Origin of the sequence: Pseudomonas sp. NFPP24 (genome assembly GCF_900112095.1) — a bacterium.
GTDB lineage: Bacteria > Pseudomonadota > Gammaproteobacteria > Pseudomonadales > Pseudomonadaceae > Aquipseudomonas > Aquipseudomonas extremorientalis.
Map to the genome: position 1 here is coordinate 253,099 of NZ_FOKD01000008.1, position 22,673 is coordinate 275,771.

Annotated in this window: 19 protein-coding genes and 1 other RNA gene; 12 read left to right on the plus strand and 8 right to left on the minus strand. The window is 57.7% G+C overall.

The features are described from left to right. Positions 1-32 precede the first annotated feature (32 nt). The 3 genes from BM026_RS19180 (at position 33) to BM026_RS19190 (ending at position 3,457) form a co-directional block, all read left to right on the plus strand. On the plus strand, positions 33-1,427 hold the full coding sequence (locus BM026_RS19180; protein WP_093529739.1) for a B12-binding domain-containing radical SAM protein: 1,395 nt from the start codon (positions 33-35) through the stop codon (positions 1,425-1,427). Between the two features lie 540 nt (positions 1,428-1,967). Then, positions 1,968-2,426 (plus strand): hypothetical protein, encoded by a 459-nt coding sequence (locus BM026_RS19185; protein WP_093529741.1) that lies wholly within the window; start codon positions 1,968-1,970, stop codon positions 2,424-2,426. Beyond that, positions 2,423-3,457 (plus strand): serine/threonine-protein kinase, encoded by a 1,035-nt coding sequence (locus BM026_RS19190; protein ID WP_093529743.1) that lies wholly within the window; start codon positions 2,423-2,425, stop codon positions 3,455-3,457. Before BM026_RS19185 ends, BM026_RS19190 begins: the two co-directional genes overlap by 4 nt. 420 nt (positions 3,458-3,877) lie before the next feature. On the opposite strand, the gene BM026_RS19195 is transcribed toward BM026_RS19190, so the two are convergent. The 5 genes from BM026_RS19195 to BM026_RS19215 all read right to left on the minus strand — a co-directional run bounded on the left by BM026_RS19195 (position 3,878) and on the right by BM026_RS19215 (position 10,811). Next, positions 3,878-5,134 carry an integrase domain-containing protein gene (locus BM026_RS19195; RefSeq protein ID WP_093529745.1) on the minus strand — a complete coding sequence of 419 codons (1,257 nt, stop codon included), beginning with the start codon at positions 5,132-5,134 and terminating at the stop codon, positions 3,878-3,880. Positions 5,135-5,318: 184 nt separating this feature from the next. Further along, positions 5,319-5,715: a transfer-messenger RNA gene (gene ssrA, locus BM026_RS19200) on the minus strand. Positions 5,716-5,819: 104 nt separating this feature from the next. Further along, on the minus strand, positions 5,820-6,098 hold the full coding sequence (locus tag BM026_RS19205; RefSeq protein WP_093529747.1) for a hypothetical protein: 279 nt from the start codon (positions 6,096-6,098) through the stop codon (positions 5,820-5,822). 137 nt (positions 6,099-6,235) lie between these two features. Continuing rightward, a complete protein-coding gene (locus BM026_RS19210) occupies positions 6,236-9,046 on the minus strand; it encodes an FAD-binding and (Fe-S)-binding domain-containing protein (RefSeq protein ID WP_093529749.1) in 2,811 nt (936 codons plus the stop codon). 70 nt (positions 9,047-9,116) lie between these two features. After that, entirely contained in the window at positions 9,117-10,811 is a 1,695-nt protein-coding gene (locus BM026_RS19215) for a lactate permease LctP family transporter (RefSeq protein ID WP_093529751.1), read from the minus strand. 248 nt (positions 10,812-11,059) lie between these two features. On the opposite strand from BM026_RS19215, the gene BM026_RS19220 reads away from it, so the two are divergent. Then, entirely contained in the window at positions 11,060-11,827 is a 768-nt protein-coding gene (locus tag BM026_RS19220) for a GntR family transcriptional regulator (RefSeq protein WP_093529753.1), read from the plus strand. A gap of 37 nt (positions 11,828-11,864) precedes the next feature. Here the strand turns inward: BM026_RS19220 and smpB are convergent, their stop codons facing one another. Further along, a complete protein-coding gene (gene smpB, locus BM026_RS19225; protein ID WP_058427663.1) occupies positions 11,865-12,347 on the minus strand; it encodes an SsrA-binding protein SmpB in 483 nt (160 codons plus the stop codon). Between the two features lie 166 nt (positions 12,348-12,513). On the opposite strand from smpB, the gene BM026_RS19230 reads away from it, so the two are divergent. Together BM026_RS19230 and BM026_RS19235 are read left to right on the plus strand one after the other, a co-directional pair. After that, positions 12,514-12,948: a type II toxin-antitoxin system RatA family toxin gene (locus tag BM026_RS19230; RefSeq protein WP_093125917.1), complete on the plus strand. Its 435-nt coding sequence runs from the start codon at positions 12,514-12,516 to the stop codon at positions 12,946-12,948. Then, entirely contained in the window at positions 12,941-13,243 is a 303-nt protein-coding gene (locus tag BM026_RS19235) for an RnfH family protein (RefSeq protein WP_093529755.1), read from the plus strand. The genes BM026_RS19230 and BM026_RS19235 overlap by 8 nt, the downstream gene beginning before the upstream one ends. A 63-nt stretch (positions 13,244-13,306) precedes the next feature. Here the strand turns inward: BM026_RS19235 and BM026_RS19240 are convergent, their stop codons facing one another. Next, complete coding sequence (locus BM026_RS19240; protein WP_071489987.1) at positions 13,307-13,834, minus strand: outer membrane protein assembly factor BamE; 528 nt, start codon at positions 13,832-13,834, stop codon at positions 13,307-13,309. 98 nt (positions 13,835-13,932) lie between these two features. Between BM026_RS19240 and fur the strand changes: the two genes are divergently transcribed. Further along, positions 13,933-14,337 (plus strand): ferric iron uptake transcriptional regulator, encoded by a 405-nt coding sequence (gene fur / locus BM026_RS19245; protein ID WP_003194220.1) that lies wholly within the window; start codon positions 13,933-13,935, stop codon positions 14,335-14,337. Positions 14,338-14,424: 87 nt separating this feature from the next. Here fur and recN read toward each other — a convergent pair whose 3' ends face one another. Next, the gene (gene recN / locus BM026_RS19250; protein WP_071489988.1) at positions 14,425-16,098 is read right to left on the minus strand and encodes a DNA repair protein RecN; all 1,674 of its coding nucleotides are present in this window, start codon (positions 16,096-16,098) and stop codon (positions 14,425-14,427) included. Positions 16,099-16,352: 254 nt separating this feature from the next. Between recN and grpE the strand changes: the two genes are divergently transcribed. The 5 genes from grpE to carA all read left to right on the plus strand — a co-directional run bounded on the left by grpE (position 16,353) and on the right by carA (position 22,587). Further along, entirely contained in the window at positions 16,353-16,913 is a 561-nt protein-coding gene (grpE, locus tag BM026_RS19255) for a nucleotide exchange factor GrpE (RefSeq protein WP_092248360.1), read from the plus strand. A 102-nt stretch (positions 16,914-17,015) separates the two neighbouring features. Then, positions 17,016-18,932: a molecular chaperone DnaK gene (gene dnaK / locus BM026_RS19260; RefSeq protein ID WP_092248363.1), complete on the plus strand. Its 1,917-nt coding sequence runs from the start codon at positions 17,016-17,018 to the stop codon at positions 18,930-18,932. A gap of 317 nt (positions 18,933-19,249) precedes the next feature. Next, positions 19,250-20,374 carry a molecular chaperone DnaJ gene (gene dnaJ, locus BM026_RS19265; RefSeq protein WP_071489991.1) on the plus strand — a complete coding sequence of 375 codons (1,125 nt, stop codon included), beginning with the start codon at positions 19,250-19,252 and terminating at the stop codon, positions 20,372-20,374. A 10-nt stretch (positions 20,375-20,384) separates the two neighbouring features. Then, positions 20,385-21,191 (plus strand): 4-hydroxy-tetrahydrodipicolinate reductase, encoded by an 807-nt coding sequence (gene dapB, locus BM026_RS19270; protein ID WP_092248366.1) that lies wholly within the window; start codon positions 20,385-20,387, stop codon positions 21,189-21,191. 259 nt (positions 21,192-21,450) lie between these two features. Continuing rightward, positions 21,451-22,587, plus strand: a complete 1,137-nt coding sequence (carA, locus tag BM026_RS19275) for a glutamine-hydrolyzing carbamoyl-phosphate synthase small subunit (protein WP_071489993.1) — start codon at positions 21,451-21,453, stop codon at positions 22,585-22,587. The last annotated feature ends 86 nt before the right edge of the window (positions 22,588-22,673 follow it).

The window sequence follows — 22,673 nt, forward strand, 5'->3', positions numbered from 1 at the left end:
CTTTCTGCTCAAACACAAGGAAGTGGTAATTAATGAAGCGTTCGAATACGGTTGCATTCGTATCTGCTGGTATGCTGTCGCCGAAGAAGCGCGATCATATGCTTGCGCGCCGGCAGCTATATCTCAACTACGGTGCATTATCGCTGGCAACGATCCTGGATGCCATGGGGACCGAGACCCTGCTGTTGCATGGCGAGCACAGCGAACCCGCCGAGGTGCTTGGCGTACTGCTCGACAACGGCGTATTTCCGTCTCGGTTGCCAATAATGCTATCCATCCCCAGCTTCTATGCTCTTCCGTGGGCGCAGACTTTTTGCCGGCTAGTGCGTAGCGTTGATCCAGACGCCAGAATCATTGTTGGGGGACGTTGGGTAGTTGGGCCGGATCCTGACTGGTTGCATGCGAAACTGCCCGAGGCGAACCTGCTCGTCCCAGGGCTGGCAGAACCGCTTATAGCAAGCCTCCTCACCAGCTCGCCGGACTTGCGCCGCCTGCCTGCGCCAACACCAGATTTCGTCCTTAAGCATCCCTTGATATCAGGTTTCGAGCGCTATCAACCGAGTATCGAGGCGTCGCGCGGGTGCGGAATGGGCTGCGCCTTCTGCGAGGAGCGAGATATCCGGCTTGAGAAACTACGTGCGCCGGAGCAGATTGTCAGTGCATTTGCAGCGGTCGCTACCCAGTATGGTGACAGCAAGATCCGACCCTATTTCCAGTCATCGATGTTCGCGCCTAATGAGAAATGGGGAACAGGCCTAGCGAATGCCTTTCGGGCAGCGGGCCTCAATGTCCAGTGGCGGACGGAAAGCCGCGTCGATGCGCTCACGCCTGAAACGATCGCCTGTCTCGCTGAGGCAGGTATGAAGGTACTCGATCTCGGGCTTGAAACAGCATCGCCGACGCAAATCCTGAACATGCGCAAATCGCCCAATCCGGATCGCTACTTAGAGCGAGCGTCTATTTTGCTCAAGGCATGTAGCGATCACGGCATCGCCGCCAAGGTCAATGTCTTGCTTTATGCCGGGGAAACGACCAAGACTTTAGAAGAAACGCGTTCGTTTCTCGATGATCACAAGGATTCGATTACCGGCGTCTCGGTTGGCCCGGTCGTGGCCTATGGCCCACCGAAAACTGCGGACATTCTTTTACGTGAATGGTCGAGGAGCGGTGCCGCGCCGGTCGACCCAAGTAGCGCGAACGACAGCGGAATATCAATGATTCATCTCAGCCATGATTTCGACGCAAAGTCGGCTGAGGCCGCAAGCTTGGAACTGTCTAAGCGCTACATGGATGCGGACGCATATTTCTACCTGAAAAGCTTCTCTTATTACCCACGTGATTATACGCGTGCGGACTTTGATCGTGATGTTGCGGCAAGCGATGCATCGCAGTTGCCTTTTCGCGCCTTCCCACGTCTCCCGGCCTGACTGGAAGAAAATATCGAGGGGCACGTATTTGTATCGCTGAGCGTGACCAAAACTGAACCTGTCTCGATTTCACGTACGGTAAGAAGCTGGGAGCTTCAGATGCATGGGGCGTCGATGCGATAGATAGCAATTGCACCCAAGCGGCAATACACGGACGTGTTGACGGCCAAGCCCAAATCGTTTCAAAAGAAGCTCAGCCTGAATGATCACTTCTGGCCAATTGGGTAAAGACTATCTAAGAAGTGCAAAGGCACTCCTAGTGGACACGTTGGATTGGCCCGTAAATAGTGAATCCAGACCCACCCAAGGCAGGAGGCTGAGCCGCCGTCTGAGCAACTATATACGCTGGAGGGCAGTCAGGTAACTTGAAGCGGTGGGCTGGGATATCCGCGAAACGTCACCACACATCTAGGTCGTCTCACAGTACCCGGCATTGCTGCACCGGGGGCTACTTTCGGGGGATGGTGATAGCTGGCAGTCTGATGCTAGTGTGGGGCCGGAGATGCATTCCAGAAACCGCCATCACCCGCAGGGAACGCCATGCGATCACTTGGAATCCGCGCAGAACCCAAAAAGGCAACGTTTGTCATCTACGACGATGAAGCCAAGCAAATTTTGAACGTCGAATCCTTGATCATTCCACAGATCTTGAACAAGCCAGAGCAGCTCAAATTCGCTCGCCACAACCTTCTCGATATCCTCCGGGAGTACCAAGTCGACGCGGCGGGCATTCGGGTCGCAGAGGGCAATGCGCAGAACCAAGACGCTGACCGGTTTTACCTGGAGGCCGTGTTCATGGAGTCGTTTGCGAGCAGCAATATCAAAAACTATTTCGTGGGTCGAAAGACAAGTATCAGCGCACGGCTGGGTATCACCTCTGATCAGTTTAACTCGATCGTGAAATGCGAGACTGAGCTTGAGGGCGTGGAAGGCTGGCCGGAAGGGAAAGCACAGGCTGTTCGAGAGGCCATTCTCGTAGCCATAGGAGCCGCCAAATGATCATTCCATACCAGGCGGCCCAAGTTTCTTTCCAGAGGAAGCAGCGTATTGGCGAGAATGGTGAGAATTCCGAGGTGTACGTAGTCCATGACGAGCACCTGAATGCTGAGCTCGTGATAAAGCAGGTCAAGACTGACGGATTCAATGAAGAGCGGTACCTGCTTGAAGCTCAATTGCTCTACAAAAGCACGCATCCGTATGTGGTGCAGGTACTCTACGCCTGCAAGGACGCGCAGCACATCTACATGGCCATGCCCTACTACCGGAAAGGATCGCTGCACCAAGTCGCTGAAGCACAGGGGCTTACCTGCAGGCAACTCATCCGCTACTCGATGCATTTCCTCAGCGGGCTGAACAACATCCATTCCAAAGGGTTGCTCCACTTCGATATCAAGCCTGACAACATCTTAATCTCCGACAGTGATGAGGCCTTACTTTCTGACTTCGGCTTCGCCAAGATCATGGACGAGGATGGATTCGCTACGCCTGAGGCGACCTACCGCTACCATCTGCCGCCTGAGAGTGCTCACACGCGTGACTTCAATAATAGTGCAGATATCTACCAGGTCGGCTTGACCCTGTACCGTTTGCTGGCTGGCTTGGACTCTCTTGAGAATCAACGACGTGCATTCGGAAATGGTGCTGAATTGGCGGGTGCTCTGCGCCGCGAAACCTACCCAGATTTGTCGCAGCTGCCTCGGCATATTCCGAAAAAGCTCAAGTCCATCATCAAGAAATGCTTGAAATTTGATCCCAATACACGCTATCAATCAGTAATAGATTTACTGAATGGTCTGTCGTCCATCGAAGATTTAGGCTTGGATTGGCGCTTTTCTACAGTCGGTAGTATTCAGCGCTGGGAAAGCATTTCGTCGGACGGAACGACCCTCTTGGTAGAGGTGTCCGATAATGGCCAGTGTACAGCCCGAAAGAAAACGGCTGGCGGAGCGTTTCGCAGGAAAGCCAATCTCTGCGACGCCAACCCAACCCCGGAGCGAATCCATGAAATCCTCATGTCATCAGACTGGTAAGCCGACAGGCAAAAAGGGTGGTGACGGGTATCTGACCAGATCCCAGATCTCCACAGGACGTAGCCAGACCAGCTCTGGTCGCGTTCGTTCGTCCGTTCCACTGGTGAGCGTGGACGACCTCATGGGTGATTCGAAAATCATCTACCATCGTCGCTGAGCCTTCTAGAGCCCTTCGCAAGCGCGGTGTGGAGGGCTTATCAGTTAATTCCTCTGCATGTTCGCCTTAAGCACTCAGCTTTGAGCTTCGCGAAGGCTTTGAAACCCCTCCAAGTTGCCTGACGCAAATCGTCTTTTTGGACGATGCTCTTGTGCAGTCATATAGCTTTGCACACGAGCTACAGTTCGGCCGATACCTTCAATATCGGTGATCTCTAGCCGCTTGATTCGAGCGCCAGCTATGGGGCAAGAGCTGCCCTTGGATCATCGAATCGAAACGACTTTTTTATCTCTATTTTCTCGGATAGCTGACACAGAAAGGTTGCCGGTAGCGGCTTCCTGGATATGGTCGCTCCACCAGGCCATCATCGGGCGTCTGCGGTCGATGTACTCTGCTCGGTTATAAGCACTACGCACCTCATCTTTATCGACGTGGGCAAGTGCTACCTCGATCAACTCCGGGTCCCAGCCATGCTCGTTGAGGATGGTACTAGCCATTGATCGCATGCCATGACTTACCAGGCGCCCTTCGAAGCCCATTCGCTTTAGAGCCATGTTGGCAGTCTGGCTGTTGCAGTGGGTGCGAGGGTCTCGGTCTGCCGGGAACACGTACTCTCGATACCCACTGTAGGGTTTCATAACTTCTAGAATCGCCAAAGCCTGCTCTGTGAGCGGAATAATGTGTATTCGACGTTTCTTCATGCGCTCAGCCGGTATCGTCCAGATCTTCTTCTCGAAGTCGATATCATCCCAGCGCGATGTGGCCGCCTCGGCTGGCCGAGTCATGGTGTGAAGTTGCCACTCAATCAGGCAGCGCGTAGTTCTTTTGATGCTGGCGTTGGCAATTGTAACCATGAGCTCCTTCAGCTCATCGGGCGCAAGGGCCGCCATGTTTGTCTTTTTGGGTTTTTTGAAGACAGAACGGATTCCGGTCAGCGGGTTCGCGTGAATCAATCCCGAGTTGACACCGTAGGTCATGATTTCATTGAGTCGCTGGGTTAAGCGTTTAACAGTTTCGAGACTGCCCTTCGCTTCAAGGGGGCGAAGCAAAGTGATGACCTTAGGAGCGCTGATAGCTGATATTGGGGTCGTGCCCAGGTTAGGGAAAACGTGCAGCGTGAGGGAGCGCCAAATATCCTCGGCATAAGCTGGAGTGACTGAATCCTTTTTGAGCTTGAACCACTCTGTCGAGATATTTTCGAAGGTGTGTTCCGTTGCTGCTTTTTTTGCGTGCCGCTCGGCGTCGCGTTTCTCTTTAGGGTCCAGCCCTTGGGCAACGAGCTCTCTCGCTTCCACCGTTCTCTTGCGTGCTTGAGCCAGGCTGATCTCAGGAAAGGTACCCAATCCCATATTTATCCGCTTTTTCGTCTCGGGATGGATGTAGTTGAAATTCCATAGCTTAGAGCCATTAATTCTCACTCGCATCTGAAGGCCGTTGCCATCCGTGAGGATATAGTCCTTTTCCTTGGTTTTTGCGGCTTTCACTTTTACGTCTGAAAGGCGCGTGGCTTGGGCCCCCATGGTGTATTCCAGTGCTATTTATGTATTCCAAAAAATAGCAGGTGAGAGCCTGGAATACCACTTGGAATACACGAAATCGTAGATGGTCTCGGACGTTGACGGATGCTCTAGGACGCTAAGCCCTTGTATTCACTGAATTTCAGGCACAAAAAAAGACGTCCGTGAACGTCTTTAGATGTTGAGTTGGTGGAGCCGGGGGGATTTGAACCCCCGTCCGCCAGTACTCCGCTGTCGGTACTACATGCGTAGCCGTTTCTATTAAGTTAACCCTCAGCGACCCGAAGGGCAGGGTGCTTTGGGCGAGTTGTGTAAGTTTTAGCCGCTTCGTCCACAACGTACTGCACGGCGATTCTGTTCTATATGACAATCACTTTGGGTTTACAGACATCCCCTGGTGATTGCTGGACCCGAAGGTACCAGAAGCTCAGGGCTAAGGCTGCTTACGCAGCGAGAGCGAATTCCTGGCCGTAGTTTTCGTCATTGGCAACTATAAGAAGTTGCAACAGTGGATTTACGAGTTCTGTTACCAACTCGGCATGCACCTAAAGTTTCGCGACCGGCGTCGAATCCTAAACGGCCCCGTGCTTGTAACTCGTTGTTTCTTAGTGAGTGACAAGCCTATGCAGTGTACGCCAAACACTCGCGGAAGGCCAACCCGAAGGTTGGTCTTCCGCTATGGCGCTGCCTATTGGCCGCCTTTTTCGCTGTTCTGCAGGTCTTGCAGCGCCTTCGAGGTGATCTCGATGCACTTTTTGTCATCACCCGCGGCGTGGGCCGCCTTGGCCTGGGAGACGGCGGTGTCTATCTCGCCGCTTTTACCACTGGTGTCGGTGGTGAGCAGCGCTTTACCGTTGTTGATTTTGTCCAGATTGATTTTGCACAGATCGGGCTCGCCCGCCGCGAACACGGGGGAGGCCAGCATCGCAGCGGTAATGAACAAGCCAGCAAGAGCGGAACGCTTCATAGGGTATCTCCTTGCGCAAAAGGGCTCGACGCTGCTGGCGTTCAACCGCTGCCAGCGACATCACTGATAAACCTCGCTTGGCGAGGCCTATGCAGATGACTACGCCGGCGCGCAGGGGTTCTGTTTTTTTTGCAGGCTCAGTGAGCGCGGGCCTGGGTGACGCGGTCCACCAGGTAGACCAAGCCGTGATAGTCGATGCCGCCATGCTGGCTCAGGCCGATCTCACAGGTGCGGCTGGTGGAGATGCCTTCGCTGCAATATTGCACCGCATCCTTGAGGGTGCGCAGTGAGTGGGCGTTGAGTTCCGGTGTGGTGAAGCCCTTGTCGCCGGCGAACCCGCAGCAATGAATGCCTTCCGGGATCACCACGGTGTTGGAGCAGCGGCGAGCGAGGTCGATCAGGGCCTGGCTCTCGCCCAGGTGCTGGGTGCTGCAGGTGACATGCACCGCGATGGGGGCTTCCTGGGGGGTGAAGTCGAGGCGGTCCATCAGGTGCGTGCGGATAAATCGTACGGGGTCGTAAAGATCCAGGCGCGTTTCGCCCAGGTCCTGTACCAGGCGCAGGGTGCAGGGGCTGGTGTCGCAGTAGATCGGGTCGAGCCCGCCACGGCTGGCGTGGAGCAGTGCGCCGATCAGTTCCTGGCGCTTGTGTTCGGCCTGTTCGGCGTAGCCTTTGGAGGCGAACGGCTGGCCGCAGCACAAGCTGTCCTGATTGTCGGGGAACACGACTTGGTAACCGGCTTTTTCCAACAGGTTGCGGGTTTTGTCGTACAGCGACATCTGCTCTTTATCGCCCGCCGCCGGGCCCATGGCGAGTGAGACGCAGGCCGCCAGGTAGACCACCCGGGGTCGCTCGTCCGTCACCGCCGGGCTGAAGCGAATGGCTTTCTCCGGCTGCGGCATGGCGTTGGTCCACTGCGGAATCTGCCCCTTGGACAGCCTGGTCACGCCGGCCGATAGCCTCGCCAGGCGCGGGGCGCCCAGCAGCATGCGTGCGCCGTTGGCCACATGCAGTGTAAAACGCGCGCCTTGCAGCGCGGTGGCGAAATGCGTGGCGAGCCATTCGGCGGTTTTCGTACGGTCAGCATCGCGGCTGCGCAGCTTTTTCACCAGGTCGCCGGTATTGATTCCTACAGGGCAGCGCTGGGCGCAAAGCCCGGTGGCGGCGCAGGTGTCGATGCCCTGGTACTGATAGGCGGCTTCCAGCTCAGCGGTGTCGATACCAGCGCGTTTTTTCGCCTGGATATCGCGCCAGATCACGATGCGCTGGCGCGGGCTCAGAGTCAGGCCTTTCGACGGGCACACCGGCTCGCAGAAACCGCACTCGATGCACTTATCCACAAGCTCGTCGGCGGCGGGCAGCGGCTTGAGGTGCTTGAGGTGGATTTGCGGGTCTTCGCTGAGCACCACGTCCGGGTTGAGAATGCCGTTGGGGTCGAGCAGGCGCTTGAGTTGCCACATCAGTTGATAGGCATCGCTGCCCCATTCCAGTTCGACGAACGGGGCCATATTGCGGCCGGTGCCGTGTTCGGCTTTCAGCGAACCACCGAATTCCACCGCTACCAGTTGTGCCACGTCGTCCATGAACGCTTGGTAGCGTGTGACTTCTTCCGCGCTGTTGAATCCTTGGGTGAACACGAAGTGCAGATTGCCTTCCAGCGCGTGTCCGAAAAGTATCGCTTCGTCGTAGTGATGTTTGTCGAACAGCTCGATCAAGCGATTCACGCCGATTGCCAGTTGTTCGACCGGGAAGGTCACGTCCTCGATGATTACCGTGGTGCCGGTTTTGCGCACGGCGCCGACGGCGGGAAAGGTGTCTTTGCGGATCGCCCACAGGCGGGCGTTTTCCACGGGGTCTTCGGTGAAATCGACCTGCTTCTCGACCGGAAACTGGGCCAGGGAAGCCATGATCAGCGCCAGTTGCTCGTGCAGTAACGACGAGGACGCTGCACGCGACTCGATCAATAGGGCGCAGGCATTTTCCGATAGGTGCTGTACGAAAGCGGGCATGCCCGGCTTGTTCTGTACCGAGCGCATGCTGCGACGGTCCAGCAGCTCAACGGCCGAAACGGGTTGGGTCTTGAGGACGGTGACTGCATTGCAGCAGGTTTCGACGTCCGGAAACACAATCAACGCCGAGGCTTTGTTGGGGTGATCGATCACGGTGTCGTAGGTGACCGCGCTGATAAACCCGAGGGTCCCCTCGGAGCCCACCAGCAGATGGCTGAGGATATCGAGGGGGTCGTCGAAATCCACCAAGGCATTGAGTGACAGCCCGGTGGTATTTTTCAGACGGTATTTGTGGCGGATCTTTGCCGCCAGTTCAGTATTTGCGCGGGTCTCGCGCCCCAGTGTCGCTAGACGCTCAAGCAGCGCGCCGTGCTGTTCGCGAAACGCCGCCACGCTGGCTGCGTCTTCGGTATCCAGGCGGCTGCCGTCAGCCAATACCAGGCGTATCCCGGCCAGGGTGTGGTAGGTGTTCTGCGCCGTGCCGCAGCACATGCCGCTGGCGTTGTTGGCGACGATGCCGCCGATTTTGCAGGCGTTGATCGACGCTGGGTCCGGCCCGATCTTGCGCCCGAACGGCGCCAGCCACGCGTTGGCCTGGGCGCCGATCACGCCGGGCTGCAGGCGGATTTGTGTGCCTTGGCCGCGAATTTCGCGGCCATTCCAGTTGTCCCCCAGTACGATCAGCACCGAGTCGCTGATGGCTTGCCCGGACAGGCTGGTGCCAGCGGCACGGAAGGTGACTGGAACGTGGTCGCGTTGAGCCAGTTGCAGCAGCGCGACGACTTCGTCTTCCGACTCCACGCGGATTACCAGCTGTGGGATCAGTCGGTAAAAACTGGCGTCGGTGCCGAAGGCGAGGGTGGAAAGCGGGTCGTCGAAGCGTCGATCTTTCGGGATCAGTTGTGCGGCGTCGCGCAGGAAAGCAGCAGGCAGGCTCATCGGTCCTCCAGAAATAGCAGACGCCGGAACCGTTGTCCGGCGTCGATTCTTACCCTATTGCATGCAGGTCTCAATGCACCAGCATACCGGTGAACCAGTAGGCCTGGGCCAGGGTGATCAGCCCGACGATGGTGGCAAAGAACAAGCTGTGCTTGAGGGTGAAGCGGAACAGGTCGGATTCCTTGCCCACCAGGCCGGTGGCGGCGCAGGCCACGGCGATGGATTGTGGCGAGATCATTTTGCCGGTGACGCCGCCGCTGGTGTTCGCGGCAACCAGCAGGGTGTCGTTCACACCGATCTGATGCGCAGTGGTGGCTTGCAGCGAGCTGAACAGGGCGTTGGACGACGTGTCGGAGCCTGTCAGGAAAACCCCCAGCCAGCCGAGGAAAGGCGAGAAGAACGGAAAGGCTGCGCCGGTGCCGGCCAGTACCAGCGCCATGGTCGATGACATGCCGGAGTAGTTGGTGACGAAGGCAAAGGCCAGCACCATGCCGATGGACAGGATCGGCCAGCGCAGTTCGTAGAAGGTCTCTTTTAAAGTGGTAAGACCAATCTTGATGTCCATCTTCAGTACCAGCATCGAGATCAGCGCGGAGAAGAAAATCGCGGTGCCGGTCGCGGAAATCGGGTCCAGCTTGAACACGGCCGGAATCGCAGTGGGGTTGGTCACGATCGGTGCGACCTTGATCACCAGTTGATCCAGGTGCGGGATCGCAAAGTTGAACACCCAGCTGTACATCGAGCCACCGGCGGCGAACATCGCCTTGAACGGCTTGAGGGTCCAGATGGTGACCAGCACGGTGAGAATCAGGAACGGCGACCAGGCCTTGAAAATCTGCACCAGGCTGTAGGGCGAGACAGTCGTGTTGCGCGGCAGGCCGAAACCGCCCGCACTCGCGGTGACCGCAGCGCTGGATGTGGCGCCGGCTATCTGTGCGCCCGCAGTGCGCTTGGGCTGCCAGACTTTCAGGAACAGCGTCAGGGAAATCAGGCTGGCCAGGGCCGAGGTGATGTCCGGCAGTTCCGGGCCGATGAAGTTGGAGGTGAAGTACTGGGTGATGGCAAAGCTCAAACCTGCCACCAGAGCGGCCGGCCAGGTTTCACGCACGCCGCGCAAGCCGTCCATCATGAACACCAGCCAGAAAGGCACGAACAGCGACAGCAGCGGCAATTGGCGGCCGGTCATGGCGCCGATCTTGAACGCGTCGATGCCGGTGACTTGCCCGGCCACGATGATCGGGATGCCCAAGGCGCCGAATGCGACAGGCGCGGTGTTGGCGATCAGGCACAGGCCGGCGGCGTACAGCGGGTTGAAGCCCAGGCCGACCAACAACGCTGCGGTGATGGCCACGGGGGCGCCAAAACCGGCCGCACCTTCCAGGAAGGCGCCGAAGCAGAAGCCGATCAGCAGCACTTGCAGGCGTTGGTCATCGGTAATCGACAGGACCGAACTGCGGATGATCTCGAATTGGCCGCTTTTGACCGTGAGTTTGTAGAGGAACACGGCCGCGACGATGATCCACGCGATAGGCCATAGGCCGTAGGCAAAGCCGTAACCGGCGGCGGCCAGCGCCATGTCCACCGGCATCTGGAAGGCGAAGATCGCCACCAGGATCGACAGCGCCAGGGTGATGCTGCCGGCCACATGCCCTTTGAGGCGAAACACGGCCAGGGCCAGGAAGAAGAATACGATCGGGATGACGGCCGCCAGTGCGGACAGGCCGAGGCTGCCGAGCGGGCTGTAGAGCTGTTGCCAGGTTTGCATATGGGGTGGCCCCTGATTGTTGTTGTTTGGTCAGCTTGGATAATTGGTAATACCAATTTACAATCGCTGTTGGCTAGAGTAAAAGCCTTGCCAGGGGCGTGTCAATTTGCCGCTTGCGAAACTTTGGTCGTAGGTCGGTGTGCAGGGGGCTGATCGGTTGAAAGGAAGGCGTTCTGATAGGTGCCGCAAGCGCTGCGATAGGCCAGAATAGAGCCCCGGCGAGTGGTCGGGATGGTGGAGAGTGAGTGATGGGGTTTGATCAGGTGCGTCAGCGCCGTTTGTCTGACGATATTGTCGAGCAGCTTGAGGGCATGATCCTCGAGGGCACGCTGAAGTCGGGCGAGCGCTTGCCGGCCGAGCGCGCTTTGGCTGAGCAGTTCGGGGTGTCGCGGCCTTCCTTGCGCGAGGCGATCCAGAAGTTGGCGGCCAAGGGTTTGCTCGTCAGCCGTCAAGGCGGTGGCAATTATGTGGCTGAGTCCCTGGGCTCCACGTTCAGTGATCCGTTGCTGCACCTGCTGGAGAACAATCCCGAGGCCCAGCGTGATCTGCTGGAGTTTCGTCAGACCCTCGAAGCGTCTTGCGCCTATTACGCCGCGCTGCGCGCCACGGAGGTTGATCGCGAGCGGCTGACGGCGGCGTTCGAGGTGCTACAGGATTGCTACACCCGCTGCGATGAAGTGAGTCGAGCGGAAGAGGGCGCGGCCGATGCACGGTTTCACTTGGCGATCGCCGAAGCCAGTCATAACGCCGTGTTGCTGCACACCATTCGCGGTCTGTTCGACCTGCTGAAACGAAATGTGGTGACCAACATTGGTGGCATGTACCAGCAGCGTACGGAAACCCGCGACATGCTGATCAATCAGCATCGGGATTTGTACCTGGCGATTATCGAAGGTCGCGCCGAGCAGGCGCGCGAGGTTTCAACACGTCACCTGCTGTATGTGCAGGAAGTGCTGGAGGAAGTACGTCAGGAAGTTCAGCGCGTGGCGCGTGCGGAGCGGCGCAAGGGGATGTAGCCGAGGGGGGGCGCCCACGGCTGCATCGCAGCAAGGATTATTCTTCCTTGCCCTTGTTGCGCACGGCGCGATGCAGTTCGCGGTTGGAATCACGTTCGCGCTCGGAATCACGCTTGTCGTATTCCTTCTTGCCCTTGCCCAGTGCAATTTCGCACTTGACCAGGTGCTTGCTCCAATACCAGGACAGGCAGACGCAGGCATAGCCCTTCTGCTGTACAGCGGCTGCGAGCTTTTCCAGTTCGCGGGCATTGAGCAGCAGCTTGCGCGTACGCACCGGGTCGGCGATCACGTGGGTGCTCGCGGTGGTCAGCGGGGTGATATGACTGCCGAGCAGCCATGCCTCGCCATCCTTGAGCAGCACATAACTGTCGACCAGTTGCAGCTTGCTGGCACGCAGACTCTTTACTTCCCAGCCGGCCAGGACCAGACCAGCCTCGAACCGATGTTCGATGAAGTAATCGTGTCGCGCCTTTTTGTTTTGCGCGATGGTCCCTGTGGGGTGTTTCTTTTGTTTAGCCATAGGGGCGGCATTATAGGGAGTTGCGAGCGTGTCGGCTACGGTCAACCTGCGTGCTTGAGCGTGTTGGATGAATCCCGGACAATGCAGGCAGTTCTCTGGATTTTTTCTTTCGCGGATCGGGCTGTTTTTTCGCGATGTTTGCCTCAGCTGTGGAAATAACGCACACATGACGACGCATATTCAACGTTCAGCGCTGTTGCCCTATCCGGCACAGGCGCTCTATGACCTGGTCAACGACGTGGCGCGTTACCCGGAATTCCTGCCGTGGTGCTCAACGGCCGAGGTGCTGGAAGGTAGTGATGACCACATGGTCGCAAGTGTCGGGGTCGCGAAGGGTGGCCTTAGTCAGCATTTTGTTACGCGTAATGTGCTGGTGCCCGGTAAGTCCATCGAAATGAATTTGCAGGAAGGGCCCTTTACCCAACTGCATGGCGTATGGGTGTTCAAGGCGCTGACGGATAAGGCCTGCAAAATCAGCCTGGATCTTTCTTTTGACTATGCCGGGCCTATTGTGCGGGCGACGTTGGGGCCGTTGTTCAACCAGGCCGCCAATACCCTGGTGGATGCATTTTGTCAGCGAGCCAAGCAACTGCATGGTTGAGATCGAAGTTGTGTATGCCGCCGAGGATCGCCAGGTGTTGCTGGCGGTGTCGGTGCCGGTGGGCACCCATCTGCGTGCTGCAGTGCAGGCGTCCGTTATTGCAGCGCGATTTCCCGAGCTGGATCTAGCGAATTGCCCTTTGGGGATATTCGGCAAGGTGGTTGCGGATGCCGACGTGCGCGCAGTGCAGGCCGGTGACCGTATTGAGATTTACCGTCCGTTATTGGTGGATCCGAAAGAGGTGCGCCGGCTCCGCGCGGCCAAGGCGGCCCTGGCCAAGCAGCAGCACCCATAGGCCAGCCAAATGGCAGGCAACAAAAAGCCCGGCATGCCGGGCTTTTTGTTGAGCGCCGCACACTTACTGCGGGCTGGTGTCCAGAGGCTGCGGCGTCGGGACGGGTACTGTCTCCACCCCGTCGACGTCTTTCTGGATCTTGTCAAGCAAGGAGCCAGGCTTGGCCGGTACTTCGGACTTCGGCTTCTCGCCTTCCTGCGCAGGCGCAGTCACGTTGTTACCGTTATCCTTGCCAAGCAGGGCTTCATCACGGCTTACGCCGGGCATGAAGTCGCCGGACAGGCTGACAAGCTGGTCATTGCCATTGAAGATGACACTGACGCGCTCCTGCTGGCGTTCACCGCCACCTGGTTGCAGGCTGTAGAGATAATCCCAGCGATCGGCATGGAAAGTGTCGGTCAGCAGGGGATTACCCATGATAAACCGTACTTGCCGTCGGGTCATTCCGGGGCGTAACTGGTCTATCATGTCCTGCGTGACGACATTGCCCTGCTGGATGTCGATTTTGTAAACCCCGGGGAATGAACAACCGGCGAGTGCGAGCAGTCCCACAAAGGTGAAACTGGTTAGCAAGAGCTTGGTGTTTTGCATCGGTGGGCGACTTCCACTATCTTGGCTGGGACAACGTAAACGCCGATCATACCCGTATTAAGAGAAGCTGCGAAGCAGCATCCGCGAGAAAGCTAACCATGGTTGAAAATAGCGAACTACGCAAAGCCGGTCTCAAAGTGACTCTGCCACGAGTCAAGATTCTACAAATGCTCGATTCTGCTGAGCAGCGCCACATGAGTGCCGAGGATGTCTACAAGGCGCTGATGGAGTCTAATGAGGACGTTGGTCTGGCCACGGTTTACCGTGTGCTGACCCAGTTTGAAGCCGCTGGGCTGGTGGTTCGTCATAATTTCGACGGCGGTCATGCAGTGTTCGAATTGGCTGACGGTGGTCATCACGACCACATGGTTGACCTGGATACCAACGAGGTTATCGAGTTCACCAGCCCGGAAATCGAAGCGTTGCAGCATAAGATTGCTGAAGAGCATGGCTTCGATCTGGTTGACCATAATCTGGTCCTGTACATCCGTAAGAAAAAGTAACAAGCGCTGCAGATTTACGCTGCAAAACGATCGAAGGCGACCTCAGGGTCGCCTTCGTGCTTTCTATAAAGAAGGAATGTTGTTCGCTCAGGCCTTTGCTGCCACGACCATTTTCTTCGCGTGCGCCAACGACTCCTTGGTCAAATCAATACCGCCGAGCATGCGCGCCACTTCTTCCACACGTTCGGATTTGTTCAGCTTGGACACGGCCGTGTGCGTCGCATCACTGCCGCGTACCTTGTGCACAAACAAGTGTTGATGACCTTGGGCTGCCACTTGCGGTAAGTGGGTGACCGTCAGTACCTGGCCTCGATCCCCCAGGCGTCGCAACAGTTGGCCAACAATTTCTGCTGTCGGCCCGCCAATGCCCACGTCAACTTCGTCGAATACCAGTGTCGGTACCCGGGAGGTTTGCGCGGTAATCACCTGGATCGCCAGGCTGATCCGCGAGAGCTCGCCGCCGGATGCCACTTTTGCCAACGCCTTGAGCGGCTGCCCAGGGTTGGCGCTTACCAGTAGTTCAACCTGCTCCAGTCCGTGGGGTTGCAGCTCGTTGCTGGTGTTGGCGTGCAGTTCGATGGTGAAGCGTCCGCCCGGCATGCCCAAGCGTTGGATCTCCAGCTCTACTGCGCTGGCCAGGCCGGTCGCGGCTTGTTGGCGCAGGTCGCTCAGTTCGCGCGCTTTCTCCTGGTAATGACGAGCGAACGAGGCGAGTTCTTCGCCCAGTCGTTCGATGGACTCGTCATTCGCATTCAGGGTCTCGATTTCATCCAGCAGCTTTTGCTGCATTGTCGCCACTTCGGTGGGCTGGATTCGGTGCTTGCGCGCCAGGGTGTAGATGGTGTCCAGGCGTTCTTCTATTTCCTGCAGGCGTGCCGGGTCGGCATCGAAGTGATCCAGGAAGCGATTCAGTTCGCCGACCGCTTCCTCCACCTGAATCTGTGCACTGGTGAGCAGCGTCGTAGCTTCGCTCAGCGAGCCGGAGGCATTGTTCACGCTCGACAAGCGATTGAGGCTGGCAGTCAGTGCATTGAGCACGTTGCCCGAGTCGCTTTCACTGCATTGCTCAACCACCTGGCGACAAATACCCAGCAGGGTTTCTGCGTTGGTGAGGTTCTTGTGTTCCTGCTCGAGCTGCTCCAGTTCGTTCTCGCCCAGGCCCAGGCTCTCCAGTTCTTCGAGTTGATAGCTGAGCAATTGATGGCGAGCACGTTGTTCATCGCCGGAGTTGGAGAGTCGCTCCAGTTCCTGGCGAGTCTGGCGCCAGCGCTGGGCGGCCAGTTGCACCTGGCGGGCAAGGTCTGTGGCGCCGGCGTATTCATCTAGCAGGCGGCGATGGGTGTCGGTCTTCAGGAGCGACTGGTGCTCATGCTGGCTGTGGATATCGATAAGCAGCTCGCCCAGGGCTTTCAGGTCGCCCAGTGGGCAGGGCGTACCGTTGATATAGCCGCGAGAGCGACCCTCCGCCGTGATAACCCGTCGCAGGATGCACGGGCCTTCATTATCAAGGTCGCGTTCGGCCAGCCAGGTTTCGGCCTCGGGAATATCGGCCAGGTCGAAGGTGGCCAGGATATCAGCCTTGTCTGCGCCGGGGCGCACCACGCCGCTGTCGGCGCGATCACCCAGGGTGAGGCCCAGGGCATCGAGCATGATCGACTTGCCGGCGCCGGTTTCGCCTGTGATTACGCTCATCCCTCGGTCCAGTTCGAGATCCAGGTGTTCAACGATGGCGTAGTTATGTACGGACAGGTGCACGAGCATGACGGCCGCTCCCAGGCTTTAGGTCTGGTTATTTATACAGTGTTTTGTTCGGGGCTGACAATCCTGGCGTTTAGCTCGATTTGCTTGAATAGATGTGTTTTTTAGCGCGCTGAGGAATGAAAGAGCAGGAATTGATCCCGGTCATGGGAAAGACTTTTGGTAACGCCTACGCCCTTGAACCTGGAAATTGTGGCCCCATATACCGGAACAGAAGCGCGAGTTGAGTTCGCGCATGATTTTGAAAGGAGAAAACTATGGCTGACGAACAGACGCAGGATACGCAAACTCCAGACGCCAATTCGGCTGTCGGCGACGAGCTGGCAACTCGCGTGCAAGTGCTCGAAGAGCAATTGGCGGCTGCGCGGGATCAGTCTTTGCGTGTTGCCGCCGATCTGCAGAACGTCCGCCGCCGTGCCGAGCAGGATGTAGAGAAGGCTCACAAGTTCGCACTGGAAAAATTCGCCGGTGACTTGCTGCCGATCATCGACAGCCTGGAGCGTGGTCTCGAGTTGTCCAATCCGGATGACGAAAACATCCGCCCAATGCGCGAAGGGATCGAGCTGACCCTGAAAATGTTCCAGGACACCCTGAAGCGTTATCAACTGGAAGCCATCGATCCAACCGGCGGCGAACCGTTCAACGCTGAACATCACCAGGCCATGTCCATGCAGGAAAGCCATGACCTGGAGCCTAACAGCGTGCTGAAAGTGTACCAGAAGGGCTATCAGCTCAACGGTCGCCTGCTGCGCCCGGCGATGGTTGAGGTGAGCAAGGAGCCTGCAGCGGTTGCGCCTTCTATTGATGAGCAGGCTTGAAATACGCTGTAAAGCCCCCATCTATAAGTCAAGCGTTTAAGTGCTACCGCAGTTAGCCACCACTGCTGCGGCAACCAAATTCAAGTTTCGGGAGAGTAAATCATGGGCAAAATTATCGGTATCGACCTGGGGACCACCAACTCGTGTGTGTCCGTCATGGAAAATGGCAAGGCCAAAGTCATCGAGAACGCGGAAGGCGCGCGTACCACACCGTCGATCATTGCTTACGCAAATGATGGCGAGATCCTGGTCGGTCAGTCGGCCAAGCGCCAGGCTGTCACCAACCCGCACAACACTCTGTACGCAGTAAAGCGTCTGATCGGTCGTAAGTTCGACGAAGAAGTCGTACAGAAAGACATCAAGATGGTGCCTTACAAAATCGCCAAGGCTGACAACGGTGACGCCTGGGTTGAAGTAAATGGCGCCAAGATGTCTGCACCGCAGATTTCGGCTGAAGTCTTGAAAAAGATGAAGAAGACGGCCGAAGACTACCTGGGTGAAACAGTGACCGAGGCGGTGATCACCGTTCCGGCCTACTTCAACGACAGTCAGCGTCAGGCCACTAAAGACGCCGGCCGCATCGCGGGCCTGGACGTAAAACGCATCATCAACGAACCAACCGCAGCTGCGCTGGCTTACGGTATGGACAAGGCCAAAGGCGACCACACCGTGATCGTTTATGACCTGGGTGGTGGTACGTTCGACGTGTCTGTCATCGAGATCGCTGAAGTTGACGGCGAGCACCAGTTCGAAGTGTTGGCCACCAACGGTGACACCTTCCTGGGTGGTGAAGACTTTGACATTCGTCTGATCGACTACCTCGTTGACGAATTCAAGAAAGAAAGCGGCATCAACCTCAAAGGTGATCCGCTGGCGATGCAGCGTCTGAAAGAAGCTGCTGAAAAAGCCAAGATCGAACTGTCTTCGAGCAATTCGACCGACGTGAACCTGCCGTACATCACTGCAGATGCCACCGGTCCTAAGCACTTGAACGTGAAGATTTCTCGCGCCAAGTTGGAAGCACTGGTTGAAGACCTGGTTCAGCGCACCATCGAACCTTGCCGCATCGCGCTGAAAGACGCCGGTATCGACGTTGGCTCCATCAACGACGTGATCCTGGTCGGCGGTCAGACCCGTATGCCATTGGTTCAACAGAAAGTTACCGAGTTCTTCGGCAAGGAAGCACGTAAAGACGTGAACCCGGACGAAGCGGTTGCCATGGGTGCTGCCATCCAGGGTGCGGTACTGGCCGGCGACGTGAAAGACGTGCTGCTGCTGGACGTCAGCCCGCTGACCCTGGGTATCGAAACCATGGGCGGCGTGATGACTGCGCTGATCGAGAAAAACACCACGATTCCTACCAAGAAATCCCAGGTGTTCTCGACTGCCGACGACAACCAGGGCGCGGTGACCATTCACGTGCTGCAAGGTGAGCGTAAGCAGGCTGCTCAGAACAAGTCCCTGGGCAAGTTCGACCTGGCCGAGATTCCACCAGCTCCACGTGGCGTGCCACAAATTGAAGTGACCTTCGACATCGATGCCAACGGCATCCTGCACGTTGGCGCGAAAGACAAGGCGACTGGCAAAGAGCAGAAGATCACCATCAAGGCCAACTCCGGTCTGTCTGATGAAGAAATTCAACAGATGATTCGTGATGCTGAAGCGAACGCTGATGCGGATGCCAAGTTTGCCGAGCTGGCTGGCGCCCGTAACCAGGGTGATGCGCTGGTTCACTCGACGCGCAAAATGGTCGCTGATGCTGGCGATAAAGTGACTGCCGAAGAGAAGGCTGCCATCGAAGCTGCTGTCGTTGCCCTGGAAACCGCCGTGAAAGGCGATGACAAGGCAGCTATCGAAGCCAAGATCGAAGAACTGTCGAAAGTGTCTGCGCCAGTTGCTCAGAAAATGTACGCCGAACAAGGTCAGCCAGCTGACGGTGCTGCGCAACAGGCAGAGCCTGAAGCCAAGCACGACGACGTTGTCGATGCCGAGTTCGAAGAAGTCAAAGACCAGAAGTAAGTTGGTCGCCCGGTTGACCGCTATCAAGCGGTGACTGGTAGGATGTCGCCGCGCGGGAGCTTGCTCCCGCGTTGGCGTGTCTGGGGTATGCGAATTTTTACAGCATGCGACAGTCTTCGGATGCTGGCGGTGTGATCGGGAATGCTCCTGCTTTCCGAGCAGTAAATACCGCATTTTTGGCCGGGTCCCTGGCTAAAAGTAGTAATGACCAGGATCGTTGAATTGACGTGAGTTGGGTCCGGGCCTGTATTGGGGCTCAACGAGTTTGGCAAGGCTCAGGAGGGTCTGGCCGAACGTCCTTAAGAGTGCAAAGACTTATGGCAAAGCGTGACTATTACGAAGTATTGGGTGTGGAGCGCGGCTCCAGCGAGACGGACCTGAAGAAGGCCTACCGTCGCCTGGCGATGAAGCATCACCCGGACCGTAATCCGGATAGCAAAGAATCCGAGGAAATGTTCAAAGAGGCCAACGAGGCCTACGAATGCCTGTCTGATCCCAACAAGCGGGCAGCGTACGACCAGTATGGCCACGCCGGTGTCGACCCGAGCATGGGCGGCGGCGGTGCCGGTTTTGGTGGTCAGAACTTCTCCGATATCTTCGGCGATGTATTCAGCGACTTCTTCGGTGGTGGCCGGGGTGGTCAGCGTGGCGGCGCCCAGCGTGGCAGCGACTTGCGCTACACCCTGGAGTTGAACCTGGAAGAAGCCGTACGCGGCACCAGCGTCAATATCCGTGTGCCGACGCTGGTCAATTGCAAGCCGTGCGACGGTTCGGGGGCCAAGAAAGGCTCTTCGCCGATCACCTGCCCAACGTGCGGCGGTATTGGTCAGGTCCGTATGCAGCAGGGCTTCTTCTCTGTGCAGCAGACCTGCCCGCGCTGCCATGGCCAGGGCAAGATCATTTCCGACCCGTGCGACTCCTGCCACGGCGAAGGTCGTGTCGAAGAGTACAAAACCCTTTCGGTGAAAGTGCCGGCGGGTGTGGATACCGGTGATCGCATTCGTCTGTCGGGTGAGGGCGAGGCGGGTACGCAGGGTGGCCCTACGGGGGACTTGTACGTGGTGATCAATGTGCGCGAGCACTCGATCTTCCAGCGTGACGGTAAGCACTTGTTCTGCGAAGTGCCGATCAGCTTTGTTGATGCGGCGCTGGGTGGCGAGCTTGAGATTCCAACGCTCGACGGTCGGGTCAAGCTCAAGATCCCTGAGGGCACTCAGACTGGCAAGCAATTCCGTATCCGTGGCAAGGGCGTTGCGCCGGTGCGTGGCGGCGGTGCTGGCGACCTGATGTGCCGTGTGGCGGTAGAGACTCCGGTCAACCTGAATCGTCGTCAGCGCGAACTGCTTGAGGAGTTCCGCAGCTCGATGGAGGGTGATGACTCTCACTCGCCGAAAACCGCGGGCTTTTTCGACGGTGTGAAGCGCTTCTTCGGCGACCTGTAAGGAATTGAATATGCGACGTATAGCCGTAATGGGCGCTGCTGGGCGCATGGGCAAGACGCTGGTCGAGGCGGTGCAGCAACGCTCGCCGGCCTCCGGGCTGACGGCGGCGATCGTCCGCCCGGGCAGCACGTTGATCGGAGCGGATGCCGGTGAGCTGGCTTCGCTGGGGCGCATCGGTGTTTCGTTGTCGGGCAACCTGGAGCAGGTGGCTGACGAGTTCGACGTACTGATCGACTTCACCCTGCCGGAAGTGATGCTGAAAAACCTGGCGTTCTGCCGCAAGGCGGGCAAGGCGATGGTGATCGGTACCACCGGTTTGACGGTTGAGCAGAAGCAGTTGCTGGTGGAGGCGGGCAAGGATATTCCTATCGTCTTCGCGGCCAACTTCAGCGTGGGCGTGAACCTGTCGCTCAAGTTGCTTGATCTGGCAGCGCGCGTGCTGGGGGACGAGGCGGATATCGAAATCATCGAGACCCATCATCGCCACAAGATCGATGCGCCGTCGGGCACCGCGCTGCGCATGGGCGAGGCGATCGCTGATGCGCTGGGTCGCGACCTGTCGAAAGTGGCGGTATACGGCCGCGAAGGCCATACCGGCGCGCGTGCGCGTGACACCATCGGCTTTGCAACGGTGCGCGGGGGGGATGTGGTGGGTGATCACACCGTGTTGTTCGCCACTGAGGGCGAGCGCCTGGAAATCACGCACAAAGCGTCCAGTCGCATGACGTTTGCCAAGGGTGCGGTGCGTGCAGCACTCTGGTTGGAAGGTCGCGAAGCGGGTCTTTACGACATGCGCGATGTGCTGGATCTGCACTAAGCAGTAGCTAAAGCGGGGCCTCAAGCTTATGCTTAGGCCCCGTTTTTACCCGCTGAGCGACGCCCTGTCGCATTCCCCTGCCTTTAAGGCTCATTAGCGGTGGACCAAAAAAGCCTTTTTCTGTAAGCTACAGCTTTAGTGTGTCCACTAAAAGCGCGCAGAATAATTCAGTGAAGAAGCGGGGTGACGTGTCCATACGTCACTCCGCTTTTTTACAACCTGCGATCGCCCTTTCAGGCTTTATTTACGGGAGGTCTTCTTGACTAAGCCAGCCATACTCGCCCTTGCTGATGGCAGCATTTTTCGCGGCGAAGCCATTGGAGCCGACGGTCAGACCGTTGGAGAGGTAGTGTTTAACACTGCCATGACCGGCTATCAGGAAATCCTTACCGATCCTTCCTACGCCCAACAGATCGTTACCTTGACCTATCCGCACATCGGCAACACCGGTACTACACCGGAAGACGTCGAGTCTGATCGTGTCTGGTCGGCCGGTCTGGTGATTCGTGACCTGCCTCTGGTTGCGAGCAACTGGCGTAACACGATGTCGCTGTCCGATTACCTGAAGGCCAACAATGTTGTGGCGATCGCGGGTATCGACACACGCCGCCTCACGCGCATCCTGCGTGAGAAGGGGTCGCAGAACGGCTGCATCATGGTCGGTGACAATATTTCCGAAGAGGCGGCGATTGCCGCAGCCCAAGGTTTCCCTGGCCTGAAGGGCATGGACCTGGCGAAAGTCGTCAGCGTCAAAGAGAAGTACGAATGGCGCTCCACGGTCTGGGACTTGAAGACCGACAGCCACGCGACCATCGAAGCCGCGGACCTGCCTTACCACGTAGTGGCCTACGACTACGGCGTGAAGTACAACATCCTGCGCATGCTGGTCGAGCGCGGTTGCCGCGTGACCGTGGTGCCGGCGCAAACCCCGGCCAGCGACGTGCTCGCCCTGCAACCGGACGGCGTGTTCCTGTCCAATGGCCCGGGTGACCCTGAGCCATGCGACTACGCCATCCAGGCGATCAAGGAAGTGCTGGAAACCGAGATTCCGGTGTTCGGTATCTGCCTCGGTCACCAATTGCTCGCCCTGGCCTCCGGCGCCAAGACCCTGAAAATGGGTCATGGCCACCACGGCGCCAACCACCCGGTACAAGACCTGGATACCGGCGTTGTGATGATCACCAGCCAGAACCACGGTTTTGCGGTAGATGAAGCCACCCTGCCGAGCAACGTGCGCGCCATTCACAAGTCGCTGTTCGACGGTTCCCTGCAGGGTATCGAGCGCACCGACAAGAGCGCGTTCAGCTTCCAGGGCCACCCTGAAGCCAGCCCGGGCCCGAACGACGTAGCACCGCTGTTCGACCGTTTCATCAATGAGATGGCCAAGCGACGCTGACTGAGCGGCCTGCGGGCGGCCCCGGATGTCGGTGGCCCCCGCAGGCTCTTCAAAGATTGTTCAAGACGGCTTGCCGACTGACCTGC

Bases quoted from the DNA above. Each gene is read 5' to 3' on its own strand.
- BM026_RS19180 (WP_093529739.1), top strand. From the start codon at position 33: ATGAAGCGTTCGAATACGGTTGCATTCGTATCTGCTGGTATGCTGTCG.
- BM026_RS19185 (WP_093529741.1), top strand. From the start codon at position 1,968: ATGCGATCACTTGGAATCCGCGCAGAACCCAAAAAGGCAACGTTTGTC.
- BM026_RS19190 (WP_093529743.1), top strand. From the start codon at position 2,423: ATGATCATTCCATACCAGGCGGCCCAAGTTTCTTTCCAGAGGAAGCAG.
- BM026_RS19195 (WP_093529745.1), bottom strand. From the start codon at position 5,134: ATGGGGGCCCAAGCCACGCGCCTTTCAGACGTAAAAGTGAAAGCCGCA.
- BM026_RS19205 (WP_093529747.1), bottom strand. From the start codon at position 6,098: ATGAAGCGTTCCGCTCTTGCTGGCTTGTTCATTACCGCTGCGATGCTG.
- BM026_RS19210 (WP_093529749.1), bottom strand. From the start codon at position 9,046: ATGAGCCTGCCTGCTGCTTTCCTGCGCGACGCCGCACAACTGATCCCG.
- BM026_RS19215 (WP_093529751.1), bottom strand. From the start codon at position 10,811: ATGCAAACCTGGCAACAGCTCTACAGCCCGCTCGGCAGCCTCGGCCTG.
- BM026_RS19220 (WP_093529753.1), top strand. From the start codon at position 11,060: ATGGGGTTTGATCAGGTGCGTCAGCGCCGTTTGTCTGACGATATTGTC.
- smpB (WP_058427663.1), bottom strand. From the start codon at position 12,347: ATGGCTAAACAAAAGAAACACCCCACAGGGACCATCGCGCAAAACAAA.
- BM026_RS19230 (WP_093125917.1), top strand. From the start codon at position 12,514: ATGACGACGCATATTCAACGTTCAGCGCTGTTGCCCTATCCGGCACAG.
- BM026_RS19235 (WP_093529755.1), top strand. From the start codon at position 12,941: ATGGTTGAGATCGAAGTTGTGTATGCCGCCGAGGATCGCCAGGTGTTG.
- BM026_RS19240 (WP_071489987.1), bottom strand. From the start codon at position 13,834: ATGCAAAACACCAAGCTCTTGCTAACCAGTTTCACCTTTGTGGGACTG.
- fur (WP_003194220.1), top strand. From the start codon at position 13,933: ATGGTTGAAAATAGCGAACTACGCAAAGCCGGTCTCAAAGTGACTCTG.
- recN (WP_071489988.1), bottom strand. From the start codon at position 16,098: ATGCTCGTGCACCTGTCCGTACATAACTACGCCATCGTTGAACACCTG.
- grpE (WP_092248360.1), top strand. From the start codon at position 16,353: ATGGCTGACGAACAGACGCAGGATACGCAAACTCCAGACGCCAATTCG.
- dnaK (WP_092248363.1), top strand. From the start codon at position 17,016: ATGGGCAAAATTATCGGTATCGACCTGGGGACCACCAACTCGTGTGTG.
- dnaJ (WP_071489991.1), top strand. From the start codon at position 19,250: ATGGCAAAGCGTGACTATTACGAAGTATTGGGTGTGGAGCGCGGCTCC.
- dapB (WP_092248366.1), top strand. From the start codon at position 20,385: ATGCGACGTATAGCCGTAATGGGCGCTGCTGGGCGCATGGGCAAGACG.